Here is a 23,402-nt window from a genome sequence, read left to right as displayed (position 1 = left end):
CAAATCAAAAGGCCGCAAATGCGGCCTTTATGTTATAATAAAACCATCAACGCGGGGTGGAGCAGCCCGGTAGCTCGTCAGGCTCATAACCTGAAGGCCGCAGGTTCAAATCCTGCCCCCGCAACCACTGAGACTTGAATATTTGACCATTCAAGTCGCTTCACAGAAAGCTCCTCCGCGTAAGCGTCGAGGAGCTTTTTTTGTTTCTGCGCAGTGTCCAGTTCGCCGACGCGAAGCTTCTCCAGATAATCGTGCTGCTTCAGTGCCTCGAACTGCTTCTCGAGAATCGTTGCGGCTTCCATCGCAGCCAGGATCGAGGCGATCCGGCCGTGGACTTCGAGTAATGCCGGCTGGTGGCCCGGGGTCTTGCCGATCACCACCTTCTGGATGAACTGGCGCACGATGTTGATGAACGGCTGCTTCGTCTCGGTATCGGCGTGCTCGCGCATGTAATAGAATGCCGAGTTGATGATCAGCTCGACAGCTTCGGGACTGACTTCCGCCTTCAGCTTCCTGATCTTCTCCCCGAAATCTTCCTCCGCCGGCGCCTGCTTCAGCCGCGCCTCGAGGCCAGCACGGCGTTCCTCAAGCGTGTCGAGCACGTCGTCGAGGGCAGTCAGACGCGGGCGGCCCTCGGCGGCACGGTCGCTGATCTGCTGGATGATCTGGCGCTGTTCCTGTTCGGCAGCCTTCAATTCCCCGGAAATGCGCTGTCGCTCGTCGGGTTCATTCCTGACGGACGCTGCGAGGTTGCGGCGCGCCTGTGCGGTGACGTCGTCGAATACGCCCATGCCGAAGAATGCGGCGGGGAGGCAGGACAGCACCCGGTCCTCGAGGTTCTTGCGGAGGATGGTCTTCTGGTTGGTGCAGCAGGCGCCGTCGAGCCCGTCGATTGGCAGCTTGTTCTTGTGGTTGGAGCAGCCGTAGCGTTCCTTGGCCATGATGGCGTAGGAGCCACCGCATTCGGCGCACTCCAGCATTCCGCTCAGCAGGTAGCTTGGCCGGTGTGTCCTGTTCAGCCGGTTGGTGGTTGTCCGGGAAAAGTTCTCGAGTGTCGTCAGTTGCCGTTCTTTTACGCGCGCCCAGAGTTCGTCGCTGATGATGCGCATGGACGGCACTTCCGTCACGACCCATTCGCTTTTGTCGTTGAGGCGCGCGGTGCGGCGTTCGGTCTCGGGGTTCTTGCGGTAGTTCTGCTTGTTCCAGACGATCCGGCCGACATAGAGCTCGTTGTGAAGAATGCCGGTCTGGCGTTTGCCATCACCGCGGATGGTGTCATCGCGCCAGTACTCTTCTTGCGGCGCCGGAACGCGCCGCGCATTGAGGCTCTGGGCGATTGCTGCCGGGCTGACCCCATTCGCATATTGTTCGAAGATCCAGCGCACGATCTCGGCCTGGGCAGGTTCGATCTCGCGCAGGCCCTTGATCCGGTCGCCGTTGGCATCGCGCTGCTGGCCGAGGCGGTAGCCATAAGAAAGGCGGGTGGTTGCGATGCCCTTGCGCGCCGCCGTCTTCATGCCTTCCCGGGTGCGGAAGCGGATCTGCTCGACCAGTTCATGGCTGAGCGTGGAGCGCATATGCAGCTCCATATGGCTGACCGCCTGGCCGGCCTGAACGGTCCAGATTGCCGTGTCGTGGTAGTTGAGTTCCTTGAGGATTTTTGAGCTGTGCTCGACGTCGCGCGACAGTCGGTCGACGGTGACACAGAGCACGACATCAATCCGCTCGCGCTTTACATGCGCCAGTAGTTGCTGGATGCCGGGACGCGATGTGAAGGAGGTTCCGCTGATCGCGGAGTCGGCGTAGGTCTCGACCAGCTTCCAGTCCCTGTCGGCGACAAACGTCTTGCCGAGTTCGATCTGCGTTTCGATCGACACTTCGTTCTGGCGGTCGGTGGAGTAGCGGGCGTAGAACAATACAGTCTTGGTCATCGGGTCTCTCGTATCGAGATGAATTTAGGGGCATCGTAACCGGCGGCGGGGTGCTTGGGAGCCCCGCCGCGATGCCAGATCATCATGGTCTGGCGGTTGGCAGGTGCTGGCGGCAATAATTGCCGCAATAAGGAGCCGCTCCTCAGCGCTGGTCAGTAACCCATCGTGGCGCGGTAGGCCGCAGCCTCATTGGTGTTGCCGCGAATCCAGCCATGCTGCTGAAGCTTGAGAAGGCTGTCGACGACGCCATCGCGCGCGCCGCACCAGGTCCAGCCGGTATCGGCGGGGCGGATAATGAAGACTTCGGTGGCTGTCACCTTGATCCGCATTGCGCCCGTCTCCGCCTTGACGGCTTCGCGAAACAGTCGGTCCAGTTCCTTGAGCCGGCGTTTCTGTTCGGCCGTCAGGTGCGCCGGCTGGGCGGGGGACGGGGTCTTCGATGGGATGGGCGTCGCGGGGATACGGTGGGTGAGGACGAACACACGGTGCACCTGCTTGCGACGCCAGGGTGCCCGGTCGATATCGACCATAAGGCCGTTATTGGTCACATCGCAGAACAGCTCGCCACTGATCGCGACGCGGTGGTTTCTCATAAACACGACGCAAGGGTGGCTTTGCTGGATGCCCGTGCGGGCTTTGAGGTATGCCGCAAGGGTCGGACGACCTTTGATGTCGTGCCATTCGCCCGCATAGCCCAGCAATCGCAAGGTGCTCTCGATCTCGTCGTCGTGCGTCTTCGTGATCGCGGGAGCGCGACGACGGTCTACCCAGCCAGCGCCATGACGGTTGAGGCGCACGGCATCCCGGACGCGGGACATCGGCTCATCCGTGATGGAGGCCATGGCTACTGTGCCGGAATGCAGCCGGCATTTGGTGTCGTTGTCGACATCGTGGAGGTGATGGGTTTTAACCGCAACGATGGCAGATGGATGCTGGATGATATTCGACATGGAATCTCCTTGTGCTCGTGGATCGTCGTCGCTTGCGACGGCGAACCACGCGGAGAACTTCCTCGCGCATGCGGCCGGTGCAGATTCCGAGACCGGAATCATCCTTGCACTCGATGTCCCGGGACGGCTGGATCGTGGCGCCGTCGACATGGATAACGTGAACCATGGGCGCCTCCTTTCCGTTGCGGGCTGGCCTGTTGAACACTTGTCGGCACCAATAGCGCACAAAGCCCGGCACGTCTCAAGTGTCTTTATCTGCGTGACTGTCGATGCCAGTTTGCCGAAAATTACCGGAATTCCCGAAATGGCACGGCTGGAATCATTGATCTGCGGGGAAACGCCATCAGCGACCCAAACGGCGGTAAGTCATTGTTAGGTATAGAGTTATGAAAACTGTTGCTGATGTGCAACGCACTTGATGCGGTGACTGTTGGTAATGATCTGGCTCCGAGGCTGACGCATTGGCCGTGATCGAGAGCAAGGCAGACAGGAAAGTGATCGGCCTGCTGACTGAACAACACGCTCCGCGCAGATCGATCAGCGGCAGGTGCATCTCTCAAGTGAGAGACTCGGCAGAAGAGCGTCCACCACAGGTTTCAAAATTTCGCTGCTATGCCGTTTGATCTCAGCCTGTTTTTAAAGAGCGTGCCGCCTTTCATAATAACATCAATGTTTTCGCCACGCCGAGTGAAGACAGAGCAATCCACGGTTGGATCGCCATCGACAACGAGAATGTCTGCAAGCGCGCCGGGTTTGATAACACCGATCCGGCCGCCCATCATCATCATCTCGGCATTGATGCTGGTGGCGGAGATAAGTGTATCGACCGTGTCTTCCACCTTTGCTCTCAGCGTAAATTCTTCACCCTGATAATCGTGCAGCTCGATACCAAGCAGGTCGGTTCCAAAGCCAATCTTCACGCCCGCTGTGCGTGCAATCGAGACGGCCTTCAGACCCTGATCCCTGACCTGCGAAATTTTGCGCATGCTGTTGACGGAGAAGCCGTATTTTTCGGCGAACTGCGTGAGGATATCGGAGGCGACGAGGGTGGGAACGAGATAGACATCTTCGCGGCTCATGCGGTCGGCGGTCGGCTCGTCGATCAGGTTGCCGTGTTCGATCGTGCGCACACCGGCGTTGATCGAAGCCATAATGGCGCGGGGCGTATAAGCATGCGCCATGACATAGGTATTCCAAGCGCGGGCCTCCTCGACAATGGCCTTCAATTCCTCATCGGAATATTGGAGGTTTTCGATGGGGTCGGTGACCGACGCGGCGCCGCCCGACGCCATAACCTTGATGAAATGCGCGCCTTTCCGAAGTTCATCGCGGGCGGCCTCTCGAACCTGTGATATGCCGTCTGCGATCCGCGCGATCGAACTGCCGACATTATTGTTGGTCTTTTCGCCCGGCCCGAGCAGGACGGATCGCATGTCGCCGTGGCCGCCGGTCTGGCTCAAGGCGAGGCCGGAAATGACAAGCCTCGGTCCGGCGATGAGCCCTTGCTCGACAGCTTGGACGAGGCCTGCATCCGCGCCGCCGCCGTCACGAACGGTCGTGAAACCACGCTGCAGCATGCCCTCCATGATGTAGCGGGCTTGCGTGAAGACGAAGGAAGGCCAAAATTTGCCTGCACTCAGGTCGACGCTGTTGGCAATGACATGGACATGCGCATCGATAAGGCCCGGCGTCAGCGTCTTGCCGCCGCAATCGATGATCAGCGCTCCTTCCGGTATGGCCGGTGAAGGCGAGACGTCACGAATGACGCCATCGACCTCGAGAACTTGCAGACCGCCGATCAGCGCGGTCTGCACGCCGTCGAATATACGGGAGTTAGTGAACAGGGTAGCCATTGCGGGTCAGTTCTCCTGGAATGATGGGGGAATGGCAGGATCAGCAGACGACGGCCCCCTGCCGGAGAAGCGCGACAGGCCGTTCGTGACGATCCGGGACGGTCGCCGCCTGTTTGTACATCCACCGCCAATCGCTCGGTATTCATCGTCGTTCTTGCGAATGAATTGGGCCGATGTAAGCAGGAGGCATCCCGTTCAATCGAGTGTGCCGGCGACGACGGGTGCGACGATCCCGACAAGCATGCGCAGGTGGTCGCCGTCCTTTTTCTCGAAATAACCCACGTCTTGGTGCGACAGGTTAGCCGAGCCGATCACCTTGCCATCCCAGACGACGGGAATATTGATCATGCTGTTGATGCCGAGGCCGAAGATGGCATCGTAGTCGGGAAAGTTCACTCGGATATCTTCGGCATCCTTCGAAATCAGGACATTGCCCTCACCGTACACAACCCGTCCCCAGACGGTATCCTCCCGCTTCTTGCGGCCCAGCGGCGGGTAGGCGACATTGTCGCTTGAGTGAAGGCGCTCAACGGCGCTACCGCCTTCGACAACGCGCAACAGTGTAAAGAGCTTGCGGCCGTATCGTTCCTGGATGATCTCATCCAGAACCTGCGCGCTTTCCGTAATATCGTTGCGAGACGTGGTGACCGAGACCAGGCGTGCGAGGTCGTCGAGGATCGGCGTCTTGGTTTTCATGGCGATATATTCCTTTTAGGATACTGTGCTTGGAGTACCGTCAGCCTTGACTGCGGAACGTGGTATGACGGGGTGATCCTGCGCTTCCGGGATGAGGCCGGTAACCCTGAATCGCAGGACGATGAGAAGCGTCGCGCTGAGGAACAGTTCACGCATCGCTGCGCCCTGCGGCGGCGTGATGTAGGGTATGAAGGGAATGACGAAGCGCGTGCCTTCGAGGATCAGGATGATGAGCGCGGCGCCCACCACCGCGCCGCGATTGTTGCCGACGCCGCCGACGAGGAGCGAGAGCTTCACGTAAAGTGTCAGCAGCGGCACGAAGAGATCCGGCGAGATGAACGAGGTGTAGTGGGCGTAAAGACCGCCGGCCAAGCCGACAATACCACTGCCAATGGCGAATGCCTGCACCTTGAAGACCTGCACATTCTTGCCGGCGACGCTGACGACCACGTCGTCGTCGCGGACGGCGCGCAGCACGCGGCCGAATGGTGAATAGAGAATGCGCTGGCAGCAGGCATAAAGGGCGACCAGCACCAGAACAACGATCCCGAGATAGATCAGGTTGAATTGCAGGAGGCTGACATCGGAACGGAACGGACCTGCGATGCCTGAAATCCCGTCAGTGCCGTTGGTCAGCCATATCTCGTTGGAAGCGATGATGCGGATGGTTTCGGCAAAGCCGAGGGTCACGATGGCAAGATAGTGATCCTTCAGCCGGCGGGTGACCATGGAAAGGCCGGCGCCGACCAGGGCGGCTGCGATCGTGCCGCAGAGAATGCCGGCCGGAATTGGCAGGCCGAGCGTCTTGGTCAGGATGGCGCTGGTATAGGCGCCAACGGCCGCCGAGCCAACGAGGCCGAGATTTACGAGCCCCGCCATGCCCCACATGACATTCAGGCCGAGCGCCATGACGGCATAGATGCCGGCCACGACGGAGATGCTGATAATGTAGATTTCCATGACTAATGAGCCTCGCGACCGAGAAGCCCTTGCGGGCGGAGCGTCAGGATCAGGATGATCGCGACAAAGGCGATTGCCGACTTGTAGCTGGCCGGCAGCACGAGCAGCGACAGTTCCTCGGCGACGCCGACGAAAAGGGCGCCGGCGACGGCGCCGGGAATGCTGCCCAGCCCGCCGACCACCGCTGCGGCAAAGATCGGCAGCATGGCGCGCGAACCCGTCATGGGATCGATGGAGGAATCGAGGCCGAGCAGCATGCCGCCCAGGCCTGCCAGCCCCATGCCCATGAAGGATGCGATGCGCGCCACCACACGCGAATCGATCCCCTTGATGTCGGCCAACCGGGCGTTGTCGGCAACCGCGCGCATCGCCTTTCCCATGCGAGTGAAGGACAGGAAGCCGAAGACGAGCGCCATCGTGACAACCGACACGGCCAGGTTCTTGAGCTGTTGTGGCCCGAGATGGATGCCGAGCAGGGTAATGTCGCGTGCGAGAGGCAGGTCATAGCCGCGAAGATCGCTGCCGTAGAACAGACGGACGAGGTTCTCCAGCCCGATCGTTAGCGCCAGCGAACCGATGGCGGTGGTGATGACGCCTGCGGCCCGGAACGGCTTGAGGATGAACTCGTCCGTCAGCAGGCCCACGAGCCCGCTGACCAGAAGCGCGATCATCATCGAGGGTATGACCGACAGGCCGAACTCGACATTAGCCACCCAACCCGCGAAGGCGCCCACGGTTGCGTGGGACGCGATTGCGAAATTGGGAAAACGAAGAACGGAATACATGGCCGTTAATCCGATGGCCGGTATGGCGAGAACACTTCCCGCCATGATTCCGTTTGCGATGAGTTGGAGAACATTCATCTCTTGCCCTCGGTCAGACGATCTTGATCAGTTGGATCTTACCGTCCTTGGCTTCGCTGTAACGGAAGCGGCAATCGATGATGTCGCCCTTTCCGTTGAAGTCGCAACTGCCGCTCGCGCCGTCATAATTGACGTCCTTGCCATCGCGTAGAAGCTTCAGACCATCGACTGCCGAATAGGTCTTGGCGCCGTTGCCTTGCGAGATCGACCGGACGGAATCGCGGATGTCCGGGCCTTCGGGCTTGCCGGCCTTCTGGATGGCGAGGAGGGCGAGACTGATCCAGTCCGTCGCCTGCGCCTCGTAGGAATCCGCCGAAGGGTTTTCGAGACGCTTCTGCGCCAGCGCATAGGCTTCGCTGCCGATGTCGCTTGACGGCTGGGCGGTCACGAGACCATCGGTCACTTCGGCGGGAATGCTCTCGGCCACCTTGGTGGTGTAGGCATAGGACTGCGTGAAGCGGCCGCCTTCATAGCCGGCGCGGTAGAGATCCTTCAGCAGAACCGTCAGGTCTGGCCCATAGCTGTTGAGATAGATGAAGTCCGGCTTGGCGGCGATGGCGCTGTCGATTTCCGAGCGATAGCTTGACTTCGACGGCTCGTATACCAGTCCGCCGACGAGTTGGGCGCCGTTCGATGCCAGGACGGAGGCAATCTGGTCCCGCATCGTCGCGGCGAACGGCGTCTGCACGGCTGCGTAGAACACAGTCTTCGCACCGGTCGAGAGGATGTATTCGGCATGCTTCGTGGCTTGAAGCGCCGTGTTCGGCTGGGTACGGAAGATGTAACCCTGGTGGGGAAGTTGCGTGATCGAGTCGGCGCCAGAGACGGTCATCAGGCATGTCTTGCTCTCCCAGCAGACCGGCGCCACGGCCGAGGTGACGGCCGACGCCCAGGTGCCCATAACGACGGGAACGCGATCGACGCCAACCAGTTTCTGGGCGGCGCGTACCGCCGCTTCGGGGTTGGTCTGGTCGTCCTCGACAATAAGCTCGATGGAGCGGTTCAGCACGCCGCCGGCCTTATTGACCTCGTCGACCACCGCCTGCATGGCTTTCAGCATGCGCGGACCGTCCTGGGCGCCGGCACCGGTGAGCGGTGTCAGCACACCGAGCTTGATAGCCGTTTCGGCACGTAGGATTGCGGGCGCAAACAGGCTGCCAGCAACGATGGCGGATGATGCGGAAAGGAATTCTCTTCTGTTCATGGCATTCCCCTTTTTGTTCAGTTGGCAGAAGTGTTGGATCAACCCCCGAGGAACATCCGGTTGATGTCCTCGTTCGCAAGCAGGTCCTGGGATGGCCCCTCGATGCTGTTCTTTCCATCGACGAGGATGTAGGTGCGGTCGGATATTTCCATGGCCTCGCGGGCGTTTTGCTCCACCAGCGCGATGGCCTTGCCGGAATCTCGAAGCTTGCGGATTTCCTGGAAAAGCTCGTCGGCCGCGGCCGGAGAAAGACCGGCTGTCGGCTCGTCGAGCAGGATGAGGCTAGGGTCGACCATCAGCGCCATGCCGACGGCGAGCAGTTGCCGCTGGCCGCCGGAGAGCGTTCGTGCTAGTTGACCCTTCTTCTTTGCGAGAACCGGAAAGTGCGCCATGACCTCAGTGGCGCGGGAGCGGAAATGCTTTGGCGCGATGTAGCCTCCCATCTCCAGGTTCTCATAGACCGTCATATTGCCGAAGACATTATGCTCCTGCGGTACAAAGGCGATGCCGTGGCGGGAGACGTCGTGGGGCTTGAGGCCGCTGATCGGTGCATCGTCATAGACGATGCGGCCTTCCGAAGGGCGCAGTAAACCTGCGATGGTTTTGAGAAGGGTCGACTTTCCCGCGCCGTTCGGGCCGACGATGCAGACGATTTCTCGTGATGACACATTGAAGTTGATGCCCTTGAGAATCTGGTCGCCTGCGGAATAGCCGGCTATGACATTTTCGACGGTCAAGACACTCATCTGCGGCTTCCCATGTAGGCGTTCTGGACTTCCTTATTGCCGGCCACGAAATCGAACGTGCCCTCGATCATCTTCCTGCCGTCGGCCATGACGACGACGTGGTCACAAAGCCGCGAAATCAGGTCCATCTGGTGTTCGATCAGCACGATGGTCACGCCTTCTTTCGCGATGCTGACGAGGCGCTCGCCAATCTCCCTGACCAGCGAGGGATTGACGCCCGCCATTGGCTCGTCGAGCAGAAGCATGCTAGGATCGCGCATCAGGGCGCGGCCGATTTCGAGCAGCTTCTTCTGGCCGCCGGAAAGGTCGGATGCCTTGTTGTCGATGACGTGCGACAGCTTGAGGCGCTCGGCGATCTTCAGCGCCTTGTCGAGTAGCTCCTCCTCCCGGCGGATGCTCGTCCTGCTACGCGTCAGCGCCTGCACCAGACCTTCACCCGGTTGGTCCGTTCCGTATAACAGGAGGCTCTCGAGCACGGTCAGTCGTGGAAAACCGCGGGCGATCTGGAAGGTACGGACGAGACCCTTGCTGGATATCTGGTCGGGCCGCATCCTGTCGATCCGCTCGCCCTTGAAGCGGATTTCGCCGCTCGATACAGATAGGACGCCGGATATGCAGTTGAAAAGGGTCGTTTTGCCGGCGCCGTTCGGCCCGATCATTCCAATGATACCGCCTTCATTGATTGTCAGGTCGACGCCGGCAAGAGCCTGAACCCCACCAAAATGTCGTGTTACTTCGATAATTTCGAGCATTTCAACCTCTATGAAAACAACGGGAACAGCAGGACGGGAACCTCGCGCACTGGTTAGTATTTCCGTTTTACGTAATATCCCGCAACGACCGTAATCGAGATCGTGACGGAGAGGAGGATGAAGGACAGCGCTGCACCAAAGGGCCAGTTTGCCTTGTTGAGAATTTCGCCGACGATCATCGGCGCCATCATGCGAAAAGACGGGCCACCAAGCAGAACAGGTGTCGCATAGGCATTCATGGTCAGAATGAAGGACAGGACGAAAGCCGCGAGGAGGCCGGGCACGATCTGGGGAAGCTTAACCAGAAGAAAGTTTTCCAGCGGGTTGGCGCCGAGGCTGGCCGCCGCATATTCGACGTTTTCGTCCAGCCCTTCCAGAACGCTTTGCAGTGTCAGCACGACATAAGGAAGGTTGACCGCAACGATGCCGACGAAAACGGCCAACGGCGTGTACATGATCTCGAGAGGCGTCGAAATAACGCCGAGCGAAAGCAGGGCGTAATTAAGCACGCCGCTTTGGCCGAAGGCCACCATCCAGCCGGCAGCCCGAACCGCGTTCGAGATGAACAGCGGCAGGATGATCATCATCAGCAGTACGGTCTTCATGCTGCCTTGCTTGCGCGAAATCCAGTTGGCCAGCGGCAGGCCCAGAACGAGACAAACGATAGTCACGCCGAATGACATGAAAATCGTCGTGCGCATTCCATTAAGATAATAGCTGTCCGCAAAGAAGGCGGCGAAGTTCGCCAGTGTGAAATCGCTCACCATAAACTGGCCCGGCACATAGCTGTTCATGCTGTAGCGCAAAAGATACAGCAATGGCAGCGCCATGAAGAGCAGCACGATGGCTGTCGCGGGCATGAGCATTCCCGCTGCGGAGAGATTGTTCTTCTGCATCACCCGGTTCCGGATCGAGGGTACTACTGGCGACAGCCGCCCGCGCCTGGCAACGCGGGTAGCTGCACATCATCTCTAGTTCTCAGGACTTGAAGTCTCTTTCCCACCAGCTCTGAAGGCCGGCATCGATCTTGGCCATGTAGTCCAGATCGGGGAGAACGAACTGCTGGTCAGCCTTGTAGCCGATGACGGCCGCCAGCGCGGGATCGAGCTTGACCGTGGAGTTTGGCGGCGCGTAGCCCATTTTGGCGGCAAAGGCCGCCTGCGGGCGCTCGTCAAGCATGGCGTTGAGATAGGCGAAGGCCGCCTCCTTGTTCGGGGCGTTCTTGGGAACGCCGACATCGGAAATGTAGAGCGCGAGACCTTCCCTGGGAATGGCGACATCGACGTCGATGCCGGCGTTCTTCCACATGAACCCACGGGCATTCCACATGATGCACATGACGACTTCTCCCGTTTTCAGGGCCTGCGCCATGGCTTCGTTGGTGGGATAGATTTTCACGCCCTGCTTCTTCAGCTCCAGTAGCTTTTCCTTGCCGGGCTCGACATTCGAGGGCCCACCGCCGGCGATCATGGCCGCGGATTCGATGGTGTTCTGATACTGGATGTCGATGACGCCGACGCGGCCAGCATATCTCTTGTCCCAGAGATCGGCATAGGAGGTCGGCGCCGGGTTCACTTCCTTTGGATTGTAGAGAATGACGCGACCCGTATACATGTGCGGGATGGAATACTTGGTGCGCAGAAACGGATGGACCTTGGCGAGATTTGGCACCTTGCTTTCATCGAGCTCCTCGAGAGCGCCGTTGACATACATTTCATAGGTGCCTTGCCGTGTCATGCAGGCGACGTCCATCGTCCCGCGCGGCAGGCGGCGTTCGGCAAGAATTTTGGACTTGCGAACGGTCTCGGCTGCCGGGTCAAATACGACTTGCAGGCCGCTGTCCTTGAGAACGGTATCGACGATATTTGCCTGCTGAAGGTTCTGGTAGTCCCCGCCCCAGGTCCCGACGACGACGCGACCGCGAGCTTGTGCAAAGCTCGGCAGTGCGGACGACATAAGGGCACTGGCAGACAGTATTCCAAAGGTGCGGCGAGTGATGTTCGGCATTTTTGAGTTCCCCTTTTTTTGATTGAAATCTGATGCTCGATGTGGCCAGCGACGCGCCGGCTTCAGCTCAGAGTGGAACGACGTCCTTGGCTGCGATGCTCACGAAGACCGGGCTGTTCGCCTCGCTGGAGAGGCCCTCGAAGGCAAGTTCGCGCGGCGAGGTCACGGCCTTGAGCCGCGTGCCGCCGTCGAGTTCGATATCCGCCTCGATCATGCCCCCGAGAAATACGCATCGCTCGAGACGCCCGCGAAAGCAGTTCGGGCCCTGCGCCGTCGCTTCGCGCGTCAGGCGAATGGCTTCGGGTCGAACGAGGACTTCGGCTGCTCCGGCTCGCTGGAAAGCGGTTTGCAGCAAAACGCCATCAGCGGTTCTGAAGTCGCCGCCGTCGACGGCCGTTCCCTTCAGGAAGTTGGTACGGCCGATAAAATCCGCGACGAACCGGTTGGCAGGTGCATTATAGAGGTCGCTGGCAGAACCGATCTGTTCGACCACGCCGGCCTGCATCAGCACAAGCCTGTCGCCCACCGACATCGCCTCTTCCTGATCATGCGTCACCATGATGGTGGTGATGCCGAGGGATTTTTGCAGGCTGCGCAGCTCGTCGCGGACCTGAAGGCGAAGCTTGGCATCGAGGTTCGACAGTGGTTCGTCGAGAAGCAGGATGTCGGGGCGTATTGCGAGCGCCCGCGCAATGGCCACGCGCTGTTGCTGCCCGCCCGAAAGCTGCTTCGGGAAACGTGCGGTCAGATGCGAAAGCTTGACGAGATCGAGCGCGTCTCCCACCCGCTTGCGGATTTCATTTTCCGCCACCTTTCGGCGGCGCAAGCCGAAGGCGACGTTTTCGAAGATCGAGAGGTGGGGAAAGAGGGCGTAGTTCTGGAAGACCAGCCCGATATTTCGGCGGTGCGGCGGCTCATGCGTCACGTCTCGCGCACCGATCTCGATGCGGCCGGCGTCAGGCTCGATGAAACCGGCCATCATACGCAGGGTCGTAGTCTTGCCGCAGCCGGAGGGACCGAGAAAGATCAGGAACTCACCCTCGTCGATCTTAAGCGAAACATCGGAGACGGCGCGGAACGTGCCGTAGTTCTTCCCCAAGCCGGTAATATTGACGTTGGTCATCACACAATCCTGGAAATATTGACGAAACGATTTGATATGATCAGTGCGACGGCGACGAACCCCACCTGCAGCACCGAGACGGCTGCAATCGTCGGGTCGATTTTCCATTCGAGATACTGCATCATCGCCACGGGAAGCGTGACCTGACCGGGACTGGCGAGGAAAATCGACACTTCGAGATTGCCGAAACTGACCACGAAGGAGAATACGGCGGCCGCGAAGATGCCGGGCCGGATCAGGGGCAGCGTCACCCGCCATATGATCCCGGCCGGTGTATCACCGAGGCTCGCGGCGGCTTCTTCGATCGACAGATTGCCGCCTTCCAGCGATGCGACCAGCAGACGGATGCACCAGGGAATGGTGAGCAGGATATGGCCCATTACGAACACAGCCACGGAACCGGACAGCGGCAGGCCGGTGGCGATCTCGATCTCGACCACGGTGATATAGAGCGACGCGCCGATCACGATGGCTGGAACGGTCAGCGGCGACATCAGCAGTTGCAGGATCGCGGCCCGGCCCCGGAACGCTCGCCGCACGATGATGATGGCGGCGGGAATGGAGACGGCGAGCCCGGCGGCGGCGGCGAAGGCCGCCACCAGCATGCTGAGGACAAAGCCGTCGAGGAACTGCGGCTGGCGAAACGCCTCCTGATACCAATGAAGCGAATAGCCCTCCACCGGAAGCGAGAGGATTTCGTTTGAAATCACTGACAGCCAACACACCAGGATCAACGGTAGCAGCATCAATCCAAGAGCAACCAGATTGATGCTGCCGATCAGCCAGCGGCCCGTTTTTTCAGGAATGGTGTTTCCTTTGATCATCCGGGTCAGCCACCGAGAGTGTTCTTGTAGAACTGGCCGCCGCGAACGATTGCCGAAAGGTTTTCGTCGGGCTGTGCCAAAAGTTCGATATCCTGAAGCGGATCGCCGTTGACGACGATGAAGTCGGCATAGGCGCCTTCTGCGATGACGCCGATCTGGTTTTCCATCATGCAGAGTTTTGCGGAAACGCGGCTTGCCGAATAGAGAATGTCACGCGCTGGAAGAACCTTGCCGCGTATTGAGAACTCCATCGACTGGTACTTGTGCAACTGGCCGAGGAGGTCGGAGCCGAAGCCCATCGGCAGGCCGGCCTCGTGCATGATGCGAAGGGACTCCAGGCCTGCGACACGCACCGTGTCGATCTTGGCCTGCGAGTCCGCGCCGAGACCGAAAGCGGCTCCTTCGAGCGCAAGCCCTTCATAGGCGACGAGCGTCGGGCAAGCGGTCGCGCCGGCTTCGGCCGCCAGTTTCGCGGTTTCGGCGGTGATCAGGTTGCAATGTTCGAGTGACTTGACGCCGCATTCCACCGCGCGCCGGATCGAGGCGTCGGAATAGGTGTGGGCAGCCACATACATGCCGTAGTTTTCCGCCTCCTCCACGATCGCAAGGATTTCTTCGCGGGAATATTGCAGGACGTGGATCGGGTCGTTGGGCGAGGACACGCCGCCATTGGCCATGATCTTGATAAAGTCTGCGCCGCCCTTGATCTCTTCGCGGGTGGCGCGGCGCACCTCGTCCACGCCGTCGGCGATGCGGCCGAGAGCGCCGAGGGAGGCGGCGTGCAATTCGCGCTTGTCATGGCGGCTGCGATAGTCGCAATGGCCGACCGTCTGGCTCAGCGCCTTTCCACAGATGATCAGTCGCGGCCCGTCGATGAGCCCCTCTTCGACGGCCATCTTGAGGCCGAGATCAGCGCCGGCCAGGTCGCGGACGGTGGTGAAGCCGCGCATCAGCATGTCATGCATGATCTCGCGTGAGCGCAGGGCTATCAGGGACGAAGGCAGTTCGGCGTTCCTGGCAAGATCGACCAGCGTGGCGATGACATGGACATGCGCATCGATGAGGCCGGGCATCAGGGTGCGACCTTGGAGGTCGATACGCTCGGCGTCGGGGGCGTCGATCACTTCCGTCGAAACACGAGCGATCCGGTCTCCCTCGACGAGTATTTCGACGCCGTCCAGCAACGTGCCTTTGTCGACATCAAGGACTTTGCCACCGAAGAAAATGTAGCTGTTCATGAAATTCCCCATTGTGTTCCGCGAATGATAAAAACGGACGCGTCTGTTTGTAAATAGGGAAAATGCTTGTGTCTGCATTTTTGCGATGCAACATTCCTTATGCCTAATTAGTGAGCATATCGGGTTGCGATCAATAAACATCGCAAGTGCTTGGCGTCTTTGTATTTTTTATGTCGACATTGCGGGCGGGTGATGACTAAAGACGCAGATGCGCCTTCGGCGGCCCGAATTTCGTCTCATGGCAGGGGCTCACTTTTTCAAGTGGCGCTTTGTGTTGAGGCCATTGAGCGGGTTTATCGAAGCTCGATTATCTGGTCTCGGAGAACGGTTATTCGCTGATCGCGGTGCTCCGTTCCAATACGGCCACTAAAGCTCACTGGCTGTTTGTCGCAATCAGCATGGACTTCCACCGATCCAGCAGCTTGCGCTGCAGGTCGTGGTTGGAGTTGGAGCTGAAACTGCTGTGAAGTGCGATGCCGCGTAGCACACATAGGCTAAGTTGGATGAACTCGTCGGTTTCAGGCCGGTCTAGCGATACGCCCAGAAGTGTTGCGATTGCCTTATCCCTGCTCGCCGCCCAGCGGACCATGATTTCACGGATCCCGATGCCCAGTTCGTCATCGTTGCGTGATGCCAGCATGATTTCCAACGAGGCAACGTAATTGTCGGCTTGGAACAGTTTTTGCCACAGGAATTCCGTGACTTCGTCGGGACTTAGTTTGCGCCTCTCTTCAACGATGGAATGCCAGTCGTCTTCCCACGACGAGATAAGATATTGAAACGCAGCGATGATCAGGGCATTGCGACTGGGAAACTGGTGGGTCAGCGCCCCGCGTGACACCTTAGCCCTCAACGCGACGTCTTCCGTTGAAAAGCGACCATAGCCGACTTCATTCATGGCATCGAGCGCTGCTTGACAGAGCTTCTTCCGGGTTTCGTCGGAACGTTCTGCCTGGCTTCGCCTAGCCTTCGGAGCAGCTCTAACGTCCGCGATCATTGAAGCTCTCATCTCGTTCTGGTGTTTCAAGGGTAGTGATTTCTCCGCAAACGTCCCTTTTTACAATTAAGCGGTGCATTGGGAATTCAGAGGCTTTCGTACCCGTGCTATTGCGTTAAAACTTTTAGGATGAACATCGTCAAGCGTGAACTTGTCTCTCCGTCAGTTTGATAACAGACTGTTTTAAATGCTCTCGAAGCGAAGGAAGTGCCAGCTCGCTGGTTTTTCTTCGAGATTTGTTTCCGAAAGGATGGCAAATTGAAAGACTACCGGAGACGCCGCATTTCATCATTCGCCGGCTGAAGAGCGCGAACGGTGACAACAAAAGTTTGCGTCAAAATCACGCGCGGTCCGAAATATTCGCTACGGTCAGCGGAAAGAAGAGCTTCGAGCATACCAGTGGATGGCCGCCGTGATCGCAAGTTATGATTAAATCCTGCCCCCACAATCATTGATTGATTGCTTTGTCAGACAGCTACTTCGATCGAATGTCGGTACAGGTGGCTGCGCGCCTCCCGCAACTATTGAGACTTGAATATTTTGCCATTCAAGTCGTTTCATAGAAAGCCCCTCCGCGTAAGCATCGAGGAGCTTTTTTGTTTCTGCTCCGTGTCCAGCTCGCCGGCGCGCAGCTTCTCGAGATAGTCGTTCTGCGTCAGCGCCTCGAACTGCTTCTCCAGGATCGTAGCCGCTTCCATGTGCAACGCACTTGTTGCCGTGACCTATCCGCCAGTCGAGGCCCCCGCGTCCCCCGTGAAAATGCTCGAAACATTCGATTCAGAATCAAACGGCGATTAACCGAGTAATGGGGGGAGGTGTCGTAGAGATTGCAAACGCCGTTGGGCGTTCCCATGGCAGCGTGGGACAGTCAAGGTCGGAACCGCTCAGTCGCCTTGATCGGCGCCATCAGGATAGAGCAGGTGGGGCTTGCGGCGGAAGGGCCAGTCGCCGTCTGCGTACTTCTCGACGAGCTCATCGAAGACGGCGTGGGATGCATGTTCGTCGAACCCCTGCCGAACCAGCATCGAGACGACGACATGCTGGAAGTGTTCCAGCTCTTCGGTCTTCTCGCGCGTCGTCATGCCAGAGATTGTCATGAACAGCGCCGTGCGGGCCACATCGTCGCGTCCTGGGCGTTTGGCCTTTCTGTCGGCATCACGCAGCTTCTGCTGTCGCTCGCGCTGTTTGCTGTTGCGGATCTCCTCGGACTTTGCTGGCATGCACTCTTCCCTGTCAGGTCCCGAAGCCCGGTGGCATTGACGGGCGGCGGCGTGGTCGAACGCGTCCGCGGGATCCGGTGCAGGACGCCTACACGGCAATTATTGCCGCGCAGACGGGAGGCCGGATTGATGGATAAACTCGCCCGACTGCTTGTTCGCCGTCTTCGGCACCTTGCGCGCCGCGAGGCACGCCATACTGCTCTGCGCAACGGTCTGCTGGAAAGCAAGATCGTCGATGTCGACGGTCATCTCACTTGCCGCTACAGCCCGGCGTTCGATACGACACGACTGACCGGCGATCCGATCCGTGACGATACCTGGTTCCGGCGGAATTTTGCCGATTGGCTTGTCGCGCCGAAAGAGACCGGCAATCCGGGGCCGGGTTCCGGTGGCGATGGTGTCGTGACCGCCGAGGTCAAGCATCCGTCGTTCGCCTCGCAACTCGTGGCCCTCCCTCGGGCGCGTCGCGGCACAATCGCACATGACGGAGTGCTGGGTACCCGGCAGTTTGAGTGTTCTGTTGCCTGCCACGATGGAACATCCGGCGCGGCAGCACGGCGAGGGCCGTTAGTCCCCCGTATGCGATGGCCGCCACCGCCACGATCTGGAAAAGGGAATTGAGACTTGCCTGAAACCAGATCACCGAAGCCCATCCGACGAAAGCTGCCAGGATCATCCTGACTGTTCCGGCAAGAACCGGGAGAAGAACACGCTTCAGTCCCTGGCTTGCAAAATAAAGTGCCAGTCCCAATCCAACTGCACCATAGGCCGGTGCGACGATCTGCAGATACTGGGAGCCTAGCTGCTGCACATCCGGGTCCGCCGTGAACAATCTCATCCAAATGATGGGGAACAGAGTGGCGAGAATGCCGATTGTCTGCGTGATGCCAAATGCAATACCTGCGCCAACCCAGGCGACCCGGCGGGCGCGTTCGATCTGGCCCGCTCCGATATTAATCCCAACCATGGTGACGATAGCGGTTCCAAGACCGAAGATGATGGGGATTTGCAGATAATCTAGCCGCGATGCGATGCCGAACCCCGCAATTGCGTCTGCGCCGAAATGGCCGACGGCTGCCGTTACGAACGTAACCGTCAGATTGACCTGGATCGTGCCGACTGCGGAAGGCAGGCCGACACCCAGAATGTCCTTGAACAGTCGACCTTGCAGCGGAACGATTTTGAACTTTAGCGGGCTGCTTGACGAGCGCAGGTATAGGGCAAGCACCAGTGCCGCGATGAGATAATAAATGAAGACCGCAGCGCCTCCGCCCGCCACGCCGAGCTGCGGGAAGGGGCCCCAGCCGAAAATCAACAGCGGCGACAAGACGAGGAGAAGGAACGCGCCGGAGATGATGACGAGAGCAGGCACGTTCACGTTGCCAGCGCCCCGCAGGGCTGCCGAAAGCAAAGCCGTGATCCAGATGGGAATGGAGCCTGCGAACACAATTCCTGAATAGATGAGGGCGGCCCTAAGGGTTTCTCCAGTCCCTCCCATTGAGCGGTAGAGCAGAGGTCCAAAGAGGATTGCAGCGACTGAGAAAATGGCTCCGAATACTGTGGCCAGAACAATCGAATGCCAGACAAGCCCATCGGCATCAGCGTGGCGGTTGGCTCCCAGCGCTCGGGCCACAGCCGAGGAAACTCCGCCTCCAATCCCGCCATTCGACATCATTTGCATCAGCATGAGGACGGGAAAGACGAGGGTTACACCTGCTAAAGCCTCAGTCCCAAGGAAACTGACGAAGTAGGTTTCGGCGACCCCAACAAAGGTCTGGACGACGAGAACGACGACTGTGGGCAATGCCAGCCGGAACAGCGTGGCTGTAATTGGTCCATGAAGAATTCCATGTGGTGTCTTCTGTGAAATTGTTGAGACATGAGAATTTTTGCTGTCAGGCATATCGGCCATGGCTGATCCTAAAAAGTTCTCCGAGGCTCTGCTCCGTTCCCAAGGCCATGGGCTCGCAACCGGTTCTCAGAATTTGAAAATAGATTGGTTTTAAAATCTAAATTATATAGAGTTCATTCGCAATCTAAAATATCGCTTCCGAGCGTAAGACCGGAGTCTGTACAAGTTGTTCAAAACCCATGCTTCTGCTCAAGGATCGCCAACAGCTGAAATGGTGGAAAACTCGCTTGCCGGGAATCTATGCTTTACCGTGCAGCGGACAAACCGCATCATTTCCCGCCAGATCAACGATGCATTGCGCTCGACAGGACTAACGGCAGAGCAGATATTTCTTCTTGCAGCGATTGGTGAAGCAGGTTCCCCTCGAATATCGGAGGTCTCGCTACTTCTTGGCCTTGACCACTCAACCGTCGTTTCAAATCTCAAACCCCTTGTGAGGAAGAATTGGGTGACGATGTCCGTGGATGTCGATGATCGCAGGGCACGAAGGCTTCTGCTCACCGACAACGGGAGCGCTCGGCTTGCAATGGCATTTGAGCGTCTTCAGGAACTTGGAGACGCGCTGATGAAAAAGGTTGGCGGCATGCAGAATACTCTTGGCCTGTGCCGGATGCTTAGCGAGCTATCAACAGCGTGCGCTTGACATAGGCCGGGCGACCGACCGGTAGATGAGTGCAAGGATACAGCCATCACCCCTTATTTTCGGCACCGTCTTCCCGCACTACCTCCTCGTGGGGCTGTGCCTTTAATCCAGCCACTTCGGTCTCCAGCCGATCCAACCGTTTTTCCAGCGCGATGAGGTAGTCTCCCTGCGGATCGTCGATACCCAGGATGGCATCTTCCCACGATCGCCATTTTTCTCGAAAACGCTTCAACATTTCAAATCTCCATGGCCATCAATTTTACAAATCGGCGCTTGCAGGCCCACAGTATGAGCGAGCATCACGCCATTCGCTCCGAAAGGAGGATCACCTCTGCCGGTTTCCTCAAACCTGTGGCGACGACTGAAACTCTCAGCCGCCCTTCAAGCGCGTCATTGAATGTCGCGCCGACGACGATATTGGCGTCGTCATCGACTTCCTCGCGAACACGTGTCGCGGCTTCGTCGACATCAAAAAGGGTCATGTCCAGTCCGCCGGAGATCGAGATGAGAAGGCCTTTCGCTCCCCTGACGGACGCTTCATCGAACAGCGGATTGGCAATCGCTGCCTCGGCGGCATGTCGGGCGCGGGCGTCTCCCGTTGCCTCGCCCGTGCCCATGACCGCTCGGCCCATGTCACGCATGACTGACCTTACATCGGCGAAGTCGAGATTGATCAATCCTTCCTTGACGATCAGATCGATGACGGAACTGACCCCGGCATGCAGCACATGATCTGCCATTTCGAATGCATCCGCGAAGGTCGTCTTCGCATCGGCAACCCGGAACAGGTTCTGATTGGGGATGACGATCACCGTATCTGCGCATTCGCTGAGACGCTCGATCCCCTGCCGCGCTGTTCGCATTCGCTGGGTACCTTCGAATGTGAAGGGCATGGTGACGACGCCGACCGTCAGTATGCCTGCCTTGCGCGCAGCATGGGCGATAACCGGTGCGGCACCTGTTCCCGTTCCGCCCCCCATGCCCGCCGTCACGAAACACATATGGGTTCCGTGGAGGTGATCCATGATCTCGTCAATCGACTCTTCGGCGGCTGCCTGTCCAATATCGGTCAATGACCCGGCACCAAGTCCTTCCGTGACGGTCGGGCCAAGCTGGATAAGCCGTGGTGCTTTTGACATGGACAAAGCCTGTGCATCGGTGTTTGCAACGATAAACTCCGCGCCCTGGAGATCGTGCATGATCATGTTGTTGACAGCATTGCCGCCGCCACCGCCGACGCCGATGACGGCAATCCTTGGCTTGAGGAGCGTTATGCCGGGCGCTGAAACGATAGTCGTTGGTTGCATGGTGGGAGCGTCCTGGTGGAGACTTTGTTCAAAGGGGATTATGCGCGGGGGTTAATCAGCTAATGGCGTACGATTGCCTCTCCTCGGCCAGCGTCGAAACACTGCGCTGGCATTGACGCCACCGAAGCCGAAGCCATTGGATATCGCATATTCAACATCGAGGGGTCGGGCATCGTTTGCGACAAAGTCGATGCCATTGGCCTCAAGGTCCGGTGAACTGAGATTCAAGGTCGGGGGCGCGATCTGGTGCTGGAGCGCCAGGATCGTAAAAATAGCCTCAAGGCCGCCGGCGGCCCCCAGCAGGTGCCCCGTCGCCGACTTCGTGCCGCTGACCGCGATCGACTTCCTTTGGCCGAACAGGCTCTTGATCGCTCTGAGCTCTCCGAGATCTCCAACCGGGGTCGAAGTCGCATGTGCGTTCAGATGGCCGATTTCGTGCGGCGCGATACCCGCCTGGGCGATGGCGATTTGCATTGCCCTGCGGGCGCCGCTTCCATCTTCCGGACCGGAGGTAATGTGATGGGCGTCGGCCGTCGTTCCATATCCAACGAGTTCTGCTATCGGCGTCGCACCGCGGGCGAGGGCGTGGCTTAAAGCTTCAATGACGAGGATGCCTGCGCCTTCACCCATCACGAAGCCGTCGCGCGCGGTGTCGAAAGGACGTGACGCCTTGGCCGGGGTCTCGTTAAAGCCTGTCGATAGTGATCTTGCCGCCGCGAAACCACCAAGGCTGACAATGTTCATACAGGCCTCGGTGCCACCGCAAACCGCAATGTCGGCTTCATTGGATCTGATCAGCCGTGCTGCATCGCCAATCGCCTGAACGCCGGCGGCACATGCCGTCACCGGGGCTCCCAGCGGGCCTCTAAAGCCATGCCGGATAGAGACTTGTCCGGCGGCGAGATTCACAAGAAAGGATGGAATGGTGAATGGCGAAAGGCGGCGGACACCGCGTTGGTCGACGGTACGCACCGCCTCCGTTATCGCGGGAAAGCCACCGATGCCCGATGCGATGATTGTCGCCGTTCTCAGTTTTTCTTCTTCGGAAGCTGGCTTCCAGTTCGCTTGGGCCAAAGCCTCTTCCGCCGCTGCCAGCGCAAAGATGATGAAGCGGTCGACCTTTCGTTGATCCTTCGAGGGCAGTGTCCGGTCAGGATCGAAACCTCCTTCAGGATCTTCAGCCAGAGAAGGGACCACGCCTCCGATTTTTGAAGGCAAATCCCCGACGATGTCGTCACCCAGCCGACGGATCCCGCTTTTGCCCGCAAGAAGCCGCGACCAGGAGACATCGACATTTGCACCAAGGGGGCTGACGGCTCCCATTCCTGTTACAACGACACGACGCATTTGCATTCCACCTGTCTATGATCAAAAATTTGGCATGCCTTCGGCATCCGACCGAATGACTGGTCGTAAACTTGGGACATGCGGTTTGCGCTATACTCTTCTGATACGCGTGCGGCTTTCGCTGAGCTGTGACAGCTATTGACGACGAATGCCCAAAATCTGTCCGTTAGTCGCTACCATCGCGGCCAGCAATGCGCCGGACCTCGCTCGCTGCCGCATCGAGTACACTCGTCGATAGCGGTTCATCCTCGATGATCCGGGACAGCGTCACCGCACCGACCATCATGGACAATATTGCCATGGCTTTTCCGCTTCGAGCTCTATCGTCACCCTCTCCGATGAGTTCTTCGAGCACCTCGAAATGCGCCCGGATACCATCTTCAAACGGGCGCCGAACTTCGGCGGTTTGACGCGCAGCGTCGGAGCCGAGAGCAACAAGCGGGCATCCTTCCGCCTTCTCGCCACTATGGTCTTTGGAGAGGTAGAACCTGATGATCGATTCCAGGGGATCTGATGTGTCTGCTGCGGCATCAGACCACCTCCTCGTGGCGCTCTCGAGAGCACGCCGTGATGCGAGCGCCGCAAGATCGTCCTTGGATGCGAACTGCTTGTAGAATCCACCCTGGGTGAGGCCTGCACCCTTCATCAGGTCTTTCAGGCCGATCCCGTCGAATCCATGCTCTCGAAACAACCGGCTGGCGACGTTGATTACCCGTTCCCGGTTTTCCTCTGCCTGTACGCGGCTCACTCTCATGTGGACCTCCAATTAGATTTCATTTGACATCTATATTCCTTTTAGAGTTAAGATGCAATCTAATATTTTTGAACA

Annotated in this window: 25 protein-coding genes and 1 tRNA gene; 3 read left to right on the top strand and 23 right to left on the bottom strand. The window is 58.7% G+C overall.

What is annotated here, in order from left to right:
* The first annotated feature begins 50 nt into the window (after positions 1-50).
* A tRNA-Met gene (locus I3J13_RS19110) sits at positions 51-127 on the top strand.
* Here I3J13_RS19110 and I3J13_RS19105 read toward each other — a convergent pair.
* Both I3J13_RS19105 and I3J13_RS19100 read right to left on the bottom strand, forming a co-directional pair.
* Positions 84-1,931 carry a recombinase family protein gene (locus tag I3J13_RS19105; protein ID WP_196379820.1) on the bottom strand — a complete coding sequence of 616 codons (1,848 nt, stop codon included), beginning with the start codon at positions 1,929-1,931 and terminating at the stop codon, positions 84-86. The genes I3J13_RS19110 and I3J13_RS19105 overlap by 44 nt on opposite strands.
* 152 nt (positions 1,932-2,083) lie before the next feature.
* Entirely contained in the window at positions 2,084-2,881 is a 798-nt protein-coding gene (locus I3J13_RS19100) for a hypothetical protein (RefSeq protein WP_236001026.1), read from the bottom strand.
* On the opposite strand from I3J13_RS19100, the gene I3J13_RS19095 reads away from it, so the two are divergent.
* Entirely contained in the window at positions 2,868-3,257 is a 390-nt protein-coding gene (locus I3J13_RS19095; protein ID WP_196379821.1) for a hypothetical protein, read from the top strand. The genes I3J13_RS19100 and I3J13_RS19095 overlap by 14 nt on opposite strands.
* A gap of 220 nt (positions 3,258-3,477) precedes the next feature.
* Here I3J13_RS19095 and I3J13_RS19090 read toward each other — a convergent pair whose 3' ends face one another.
* From I3J13_RS19090 to I3J13_RS19010, 17 genes are all read right to left on the bottom strand, one after another.
* Positions 3,478-4,734: a metal-dependent hydrolase family protein gene (locus I3J13_RS19090; protein WP_196379810.1), complete on the bottom strand. Its 1,257-nt coding sequence runs from the start codon at positions 4,732-4,734 to the stop codon at positions 3,478-3,480.
* Positions 4,735-4,929: 195 nt separating this feature from the next.
* Positions 4,930-5,430 carry a GAF domain-containing protein gene (locus I3J13_RS19085; RefSeq protein WP_196379809.1) on the bottom strand — a complete coding sequence of 167 codons (501 nt, stop codon included), beginning with the start codon at positions 5,428-5,430 and terminating at the stop codon, positions 4,930-4,932.
* A 15-nt stretch (positions 5,431-5,445) separates the two neighbouring features.
* The gene (locus I3J13_RS19080; RefSeq protein WP_196379808.1) at positions 5,446-6,390 is read right to left on the bottom strand and encodes a branched-chain amino acid ABC transporter permease; all 945 of its coding nucleotides are present in this window, start codon (positions 6,388-6,390) and stop codon (positions 5,446-5,448) included.
* 2 nt (positions 6,391-6,392) lie between these two features.
* Positions 6,393-7,253: a branched-chain amino acid ABC transporter permease gene (locus I3J13_RS19075; protein WP_196379807.1), complete on the bottom strand. Its 861-nt coding sequence runs from the start codon at positions 7,251-7,253 to the stop codon at positions 6,393-6,395.
* 13 nt (positions 7,254-7,266) lie between these two features.
* On the bottom strand, positions 7,267-8,457 hold the full coding sequence (locus I3J13_RS19070) for an ABC transporter substrate-binding protein (protein WP_196379806.1): 1,191 nt from the start codon (positions 8,455-8,457) through the stop codon (positions 7,267-7,269).
* Between the two features lie 38 nt (positions 8,458-8,495).
* Complete coding sequence (locus I3J13_RS19065; protein ID WP_196379805.1) at positions 8,496-9,203, bottom strand: ABC transporter ATP-binding protein; 708 nt, start codon at positions 9,201-9,203, stop codon at positions 8,496-8,498.
* Positions 9,200-9,955 (bottom strand): ABC transporter ATP-binding protein, encoded by a 756-nt coding sequence (locus I3J13_RS19060; protein WP_196379804.1) that lies wholly within the window; start codon positions 9,953-9,955, stop codon positions 9,200-9,202. The genes I3J13_RS19065 and I3J13_RS19060 overlap by 4 nt, the downstream gene beginning before the upstream one ends.
* 53 nt (positions 9,956-10,008) lie before the next feature.
* On the bottom strand, positions 10,009-10,851 hold the full coding sequence (locus I3J13_RS19055) for an ABC transporter permease (protein WP_236001024.1): 843 nt from the start codon (positions 10,849-10,851) through the stop codon (positions 10,009-10,011).
* 82 nt (positions 10,852-10,933) lie between these two features.
* Positions 10,934-11,962: an ABC transporter substrate-binding protein gene (locus I3J13_RS19050; protein ID WP_196379803.1), complete on the bottom strand. Its 1,029-nt coding sequence runs from the start codon at positions 11,960-11,962 to the stop codon at positions 10,934-10,936.
* Between the two features lie 67 nt (positions 11,963-12,029).
* Positions 12,030-13,085, bottom strand: coding sequence for an ABC transporter ATP-binding protein (locus I3J13_RS19045; RefSeq protein ID WP_196379802.1), 1,056 nt, complete (start codon positions 13,083-13,085; stop codon positions 12,030-12,032).
* Complete coding sequence (locus I3J13_RS19040) at positions 13,085-13,909, bottom strand: ABC transporter permease (protein ID WP_196379801.1); 825 nt, start codon at positions 13,907-13,909, stop codon at positions 13,085-13,087. Before I3J13_RS19040 ends, I3J13_RS19045 begins: the two co-directional genes overlap by 1 nt.
* Before the next feature lie 5 nt (positions 13,910-13,914).
* On the bottom strand, positions 13,915-15,147 hold the full coding sequence (locus I3J13_RS19035) for a metal-dependent hydrolase family protein (protein ID WP_196379800.1): 1,233 nt from the start codon (positions 15,145-15,147) through the stop codon (positions 13,915-13,917).
* 373 nt (positions 15,148-15,520) lie between these two features.
* Complete coding sequence (locus I3J13_RS19030; RefSeq protein ID WP_196379799.1) at positions 15,521-16,144, bottom strand: TetR/AcrR family transcriptional regulator; 624 nt, start codon at positions 16,142-16,144, stop codon at positions 15,521-15,523.
* A gap of 557 nt (positions 16,145-16,701) precedes the next feature.
* On the bottom strand, positions 16,702-16,842 hold the full coding sequence (locus I3J13_RS19025) for a hypothetical protein (RefSeq protein ID WP_196379798.1): 141 nt from the start codon (positions 16,840-16,842) through the stop codon (positions 16,702-16,704).
* Between the two features lie 186 nt (positions 16,843-17,028).
* The gene (locus I3J13_RS19020; protein ID WP_196379797.1) at positions 17,029-17,364 is read right to left on the bottom strand and encodes a hypothetical protein; all 336 of its coding nucleotides are present in this window, start codon (positions 17,362-17,364) and stop codon (positions 17,029-17,031) included.
* A gap of 99 nt (positions 17,365-17,463) precedes the next feature.
* On the bottom strand, positions 17,464-17,787 hold the full coding sequence (locus I3J13_RS19015) for a hypothetical protein (protein WP_196379796.1): 324 nt from the start codon (positions 17,785-17,787) through the stop codon (positions 17,464-17,466).
* The gene (locus I3J13_RS19010; RefSeq protein ID WP_236001022.1) at positions 17,780-19,276 is read right to left on the bottom strand and encodes an MATE family efflux transporter; all 1,497 of its coding nucleotides are present in this window, start codon (positions 19,274-19,276) and stop codon (positions 17,780-17,782) included. The genes I3J13_RS19015 and I3J13_RS19010 overlap by 8 nt, the downstream gene beginning before the upstream one ends.
* Before the next feature lie 166 nt (positions 19,277-19,442).
* On the opposite strand from I3J13_RS19010, the gene I3J13_RS19005 reads away from it, so the two are divergent.
* Complete coding sequence (locus I3J13_RS19005) at positions 19,443-19,919, top strand: MarR family winged helix-turn-helix transcriptional regulator (RefSeq protein ID WP_196379795.1); 477 nt, start codon at positions 19,443-19,445, stop codon at positions 19,917-19,919.
* Positions 19,920-19,965: 46 nt separating this feature from the next.
* Here I3J13_RS19005 and I3J13_RS19000 read toward each other — a convergent pair whose 3' ends face one another.
* From I3J13_RS19000 to I3J13_RS18985, 4 genes are all read right to left on the bottom strand, one after another.
* On the bottom strand, positions 19,966-20,154 hold the full coding sequence (locus I3J13_RS19000) for a hypothetical protein (protein ID WP_196379794.1): 189 nt from the start codon (positions 20,152-20,154) through the stop codon (positions 19,966-19,968).
* Positions 20,155-20,218: 64 nt separating this feature from the next.
* The gene (gene ftsZ / locus I3J13_RS18995; RefSeq protein WP_196379793.1) at positions 20,219-21,226 is read right to left on the bottom strand and encodes a cell division protein FtsZ; all 1,008 of its coding nucleotides are present in this window, start codon (positions 21,224-21,226) and stop codon (positions 20,219-20,221) included.
* Positions 21,227-21,277: 51 nt separating this feature from the next.
* Positions 21,278-22,573 (bottom strand): beta-ketoacyl-ACP synthase II, encoded by a 1,296-nt coding sequence (gene fabF / locus I3J13_RS18990; RefSeq protein WP_059756133.1) that lies wholly within the window; start codon positions 22,571-22,573, stop codon positions 21,278-21,280.
* Positions 22,574-22,739: 166 nt separating this feature from the next.
* Positions 22,740-23,327 carry a TetR/AcrR family transcriptional regulator gene (locus tag I3J13_RS18985; protein ID WP_196379792.1) on the bottom strand — a complete coding sequence of 196 codons (588 nt, stop codon included), beginning with the start codon at positions 23,325-23,327 and terminating at the stop codon, positions 22,740-22,742.
* Positions 23,328-23,402 lie beyond the last annotated feature (75 nt).

The organism is Agrobacterium leguminum (assembly GCF_015704895.1).
GTDB lineage: Bacteria > Pseudomonadota > Alphaproteobacteria > Rhizobiales > Rhizobiaceae > Agrobacterium > Agrobacterium leguminum.
This window is presented reverse-complemented; position numbering and strand designations above follow the sequence as displayed.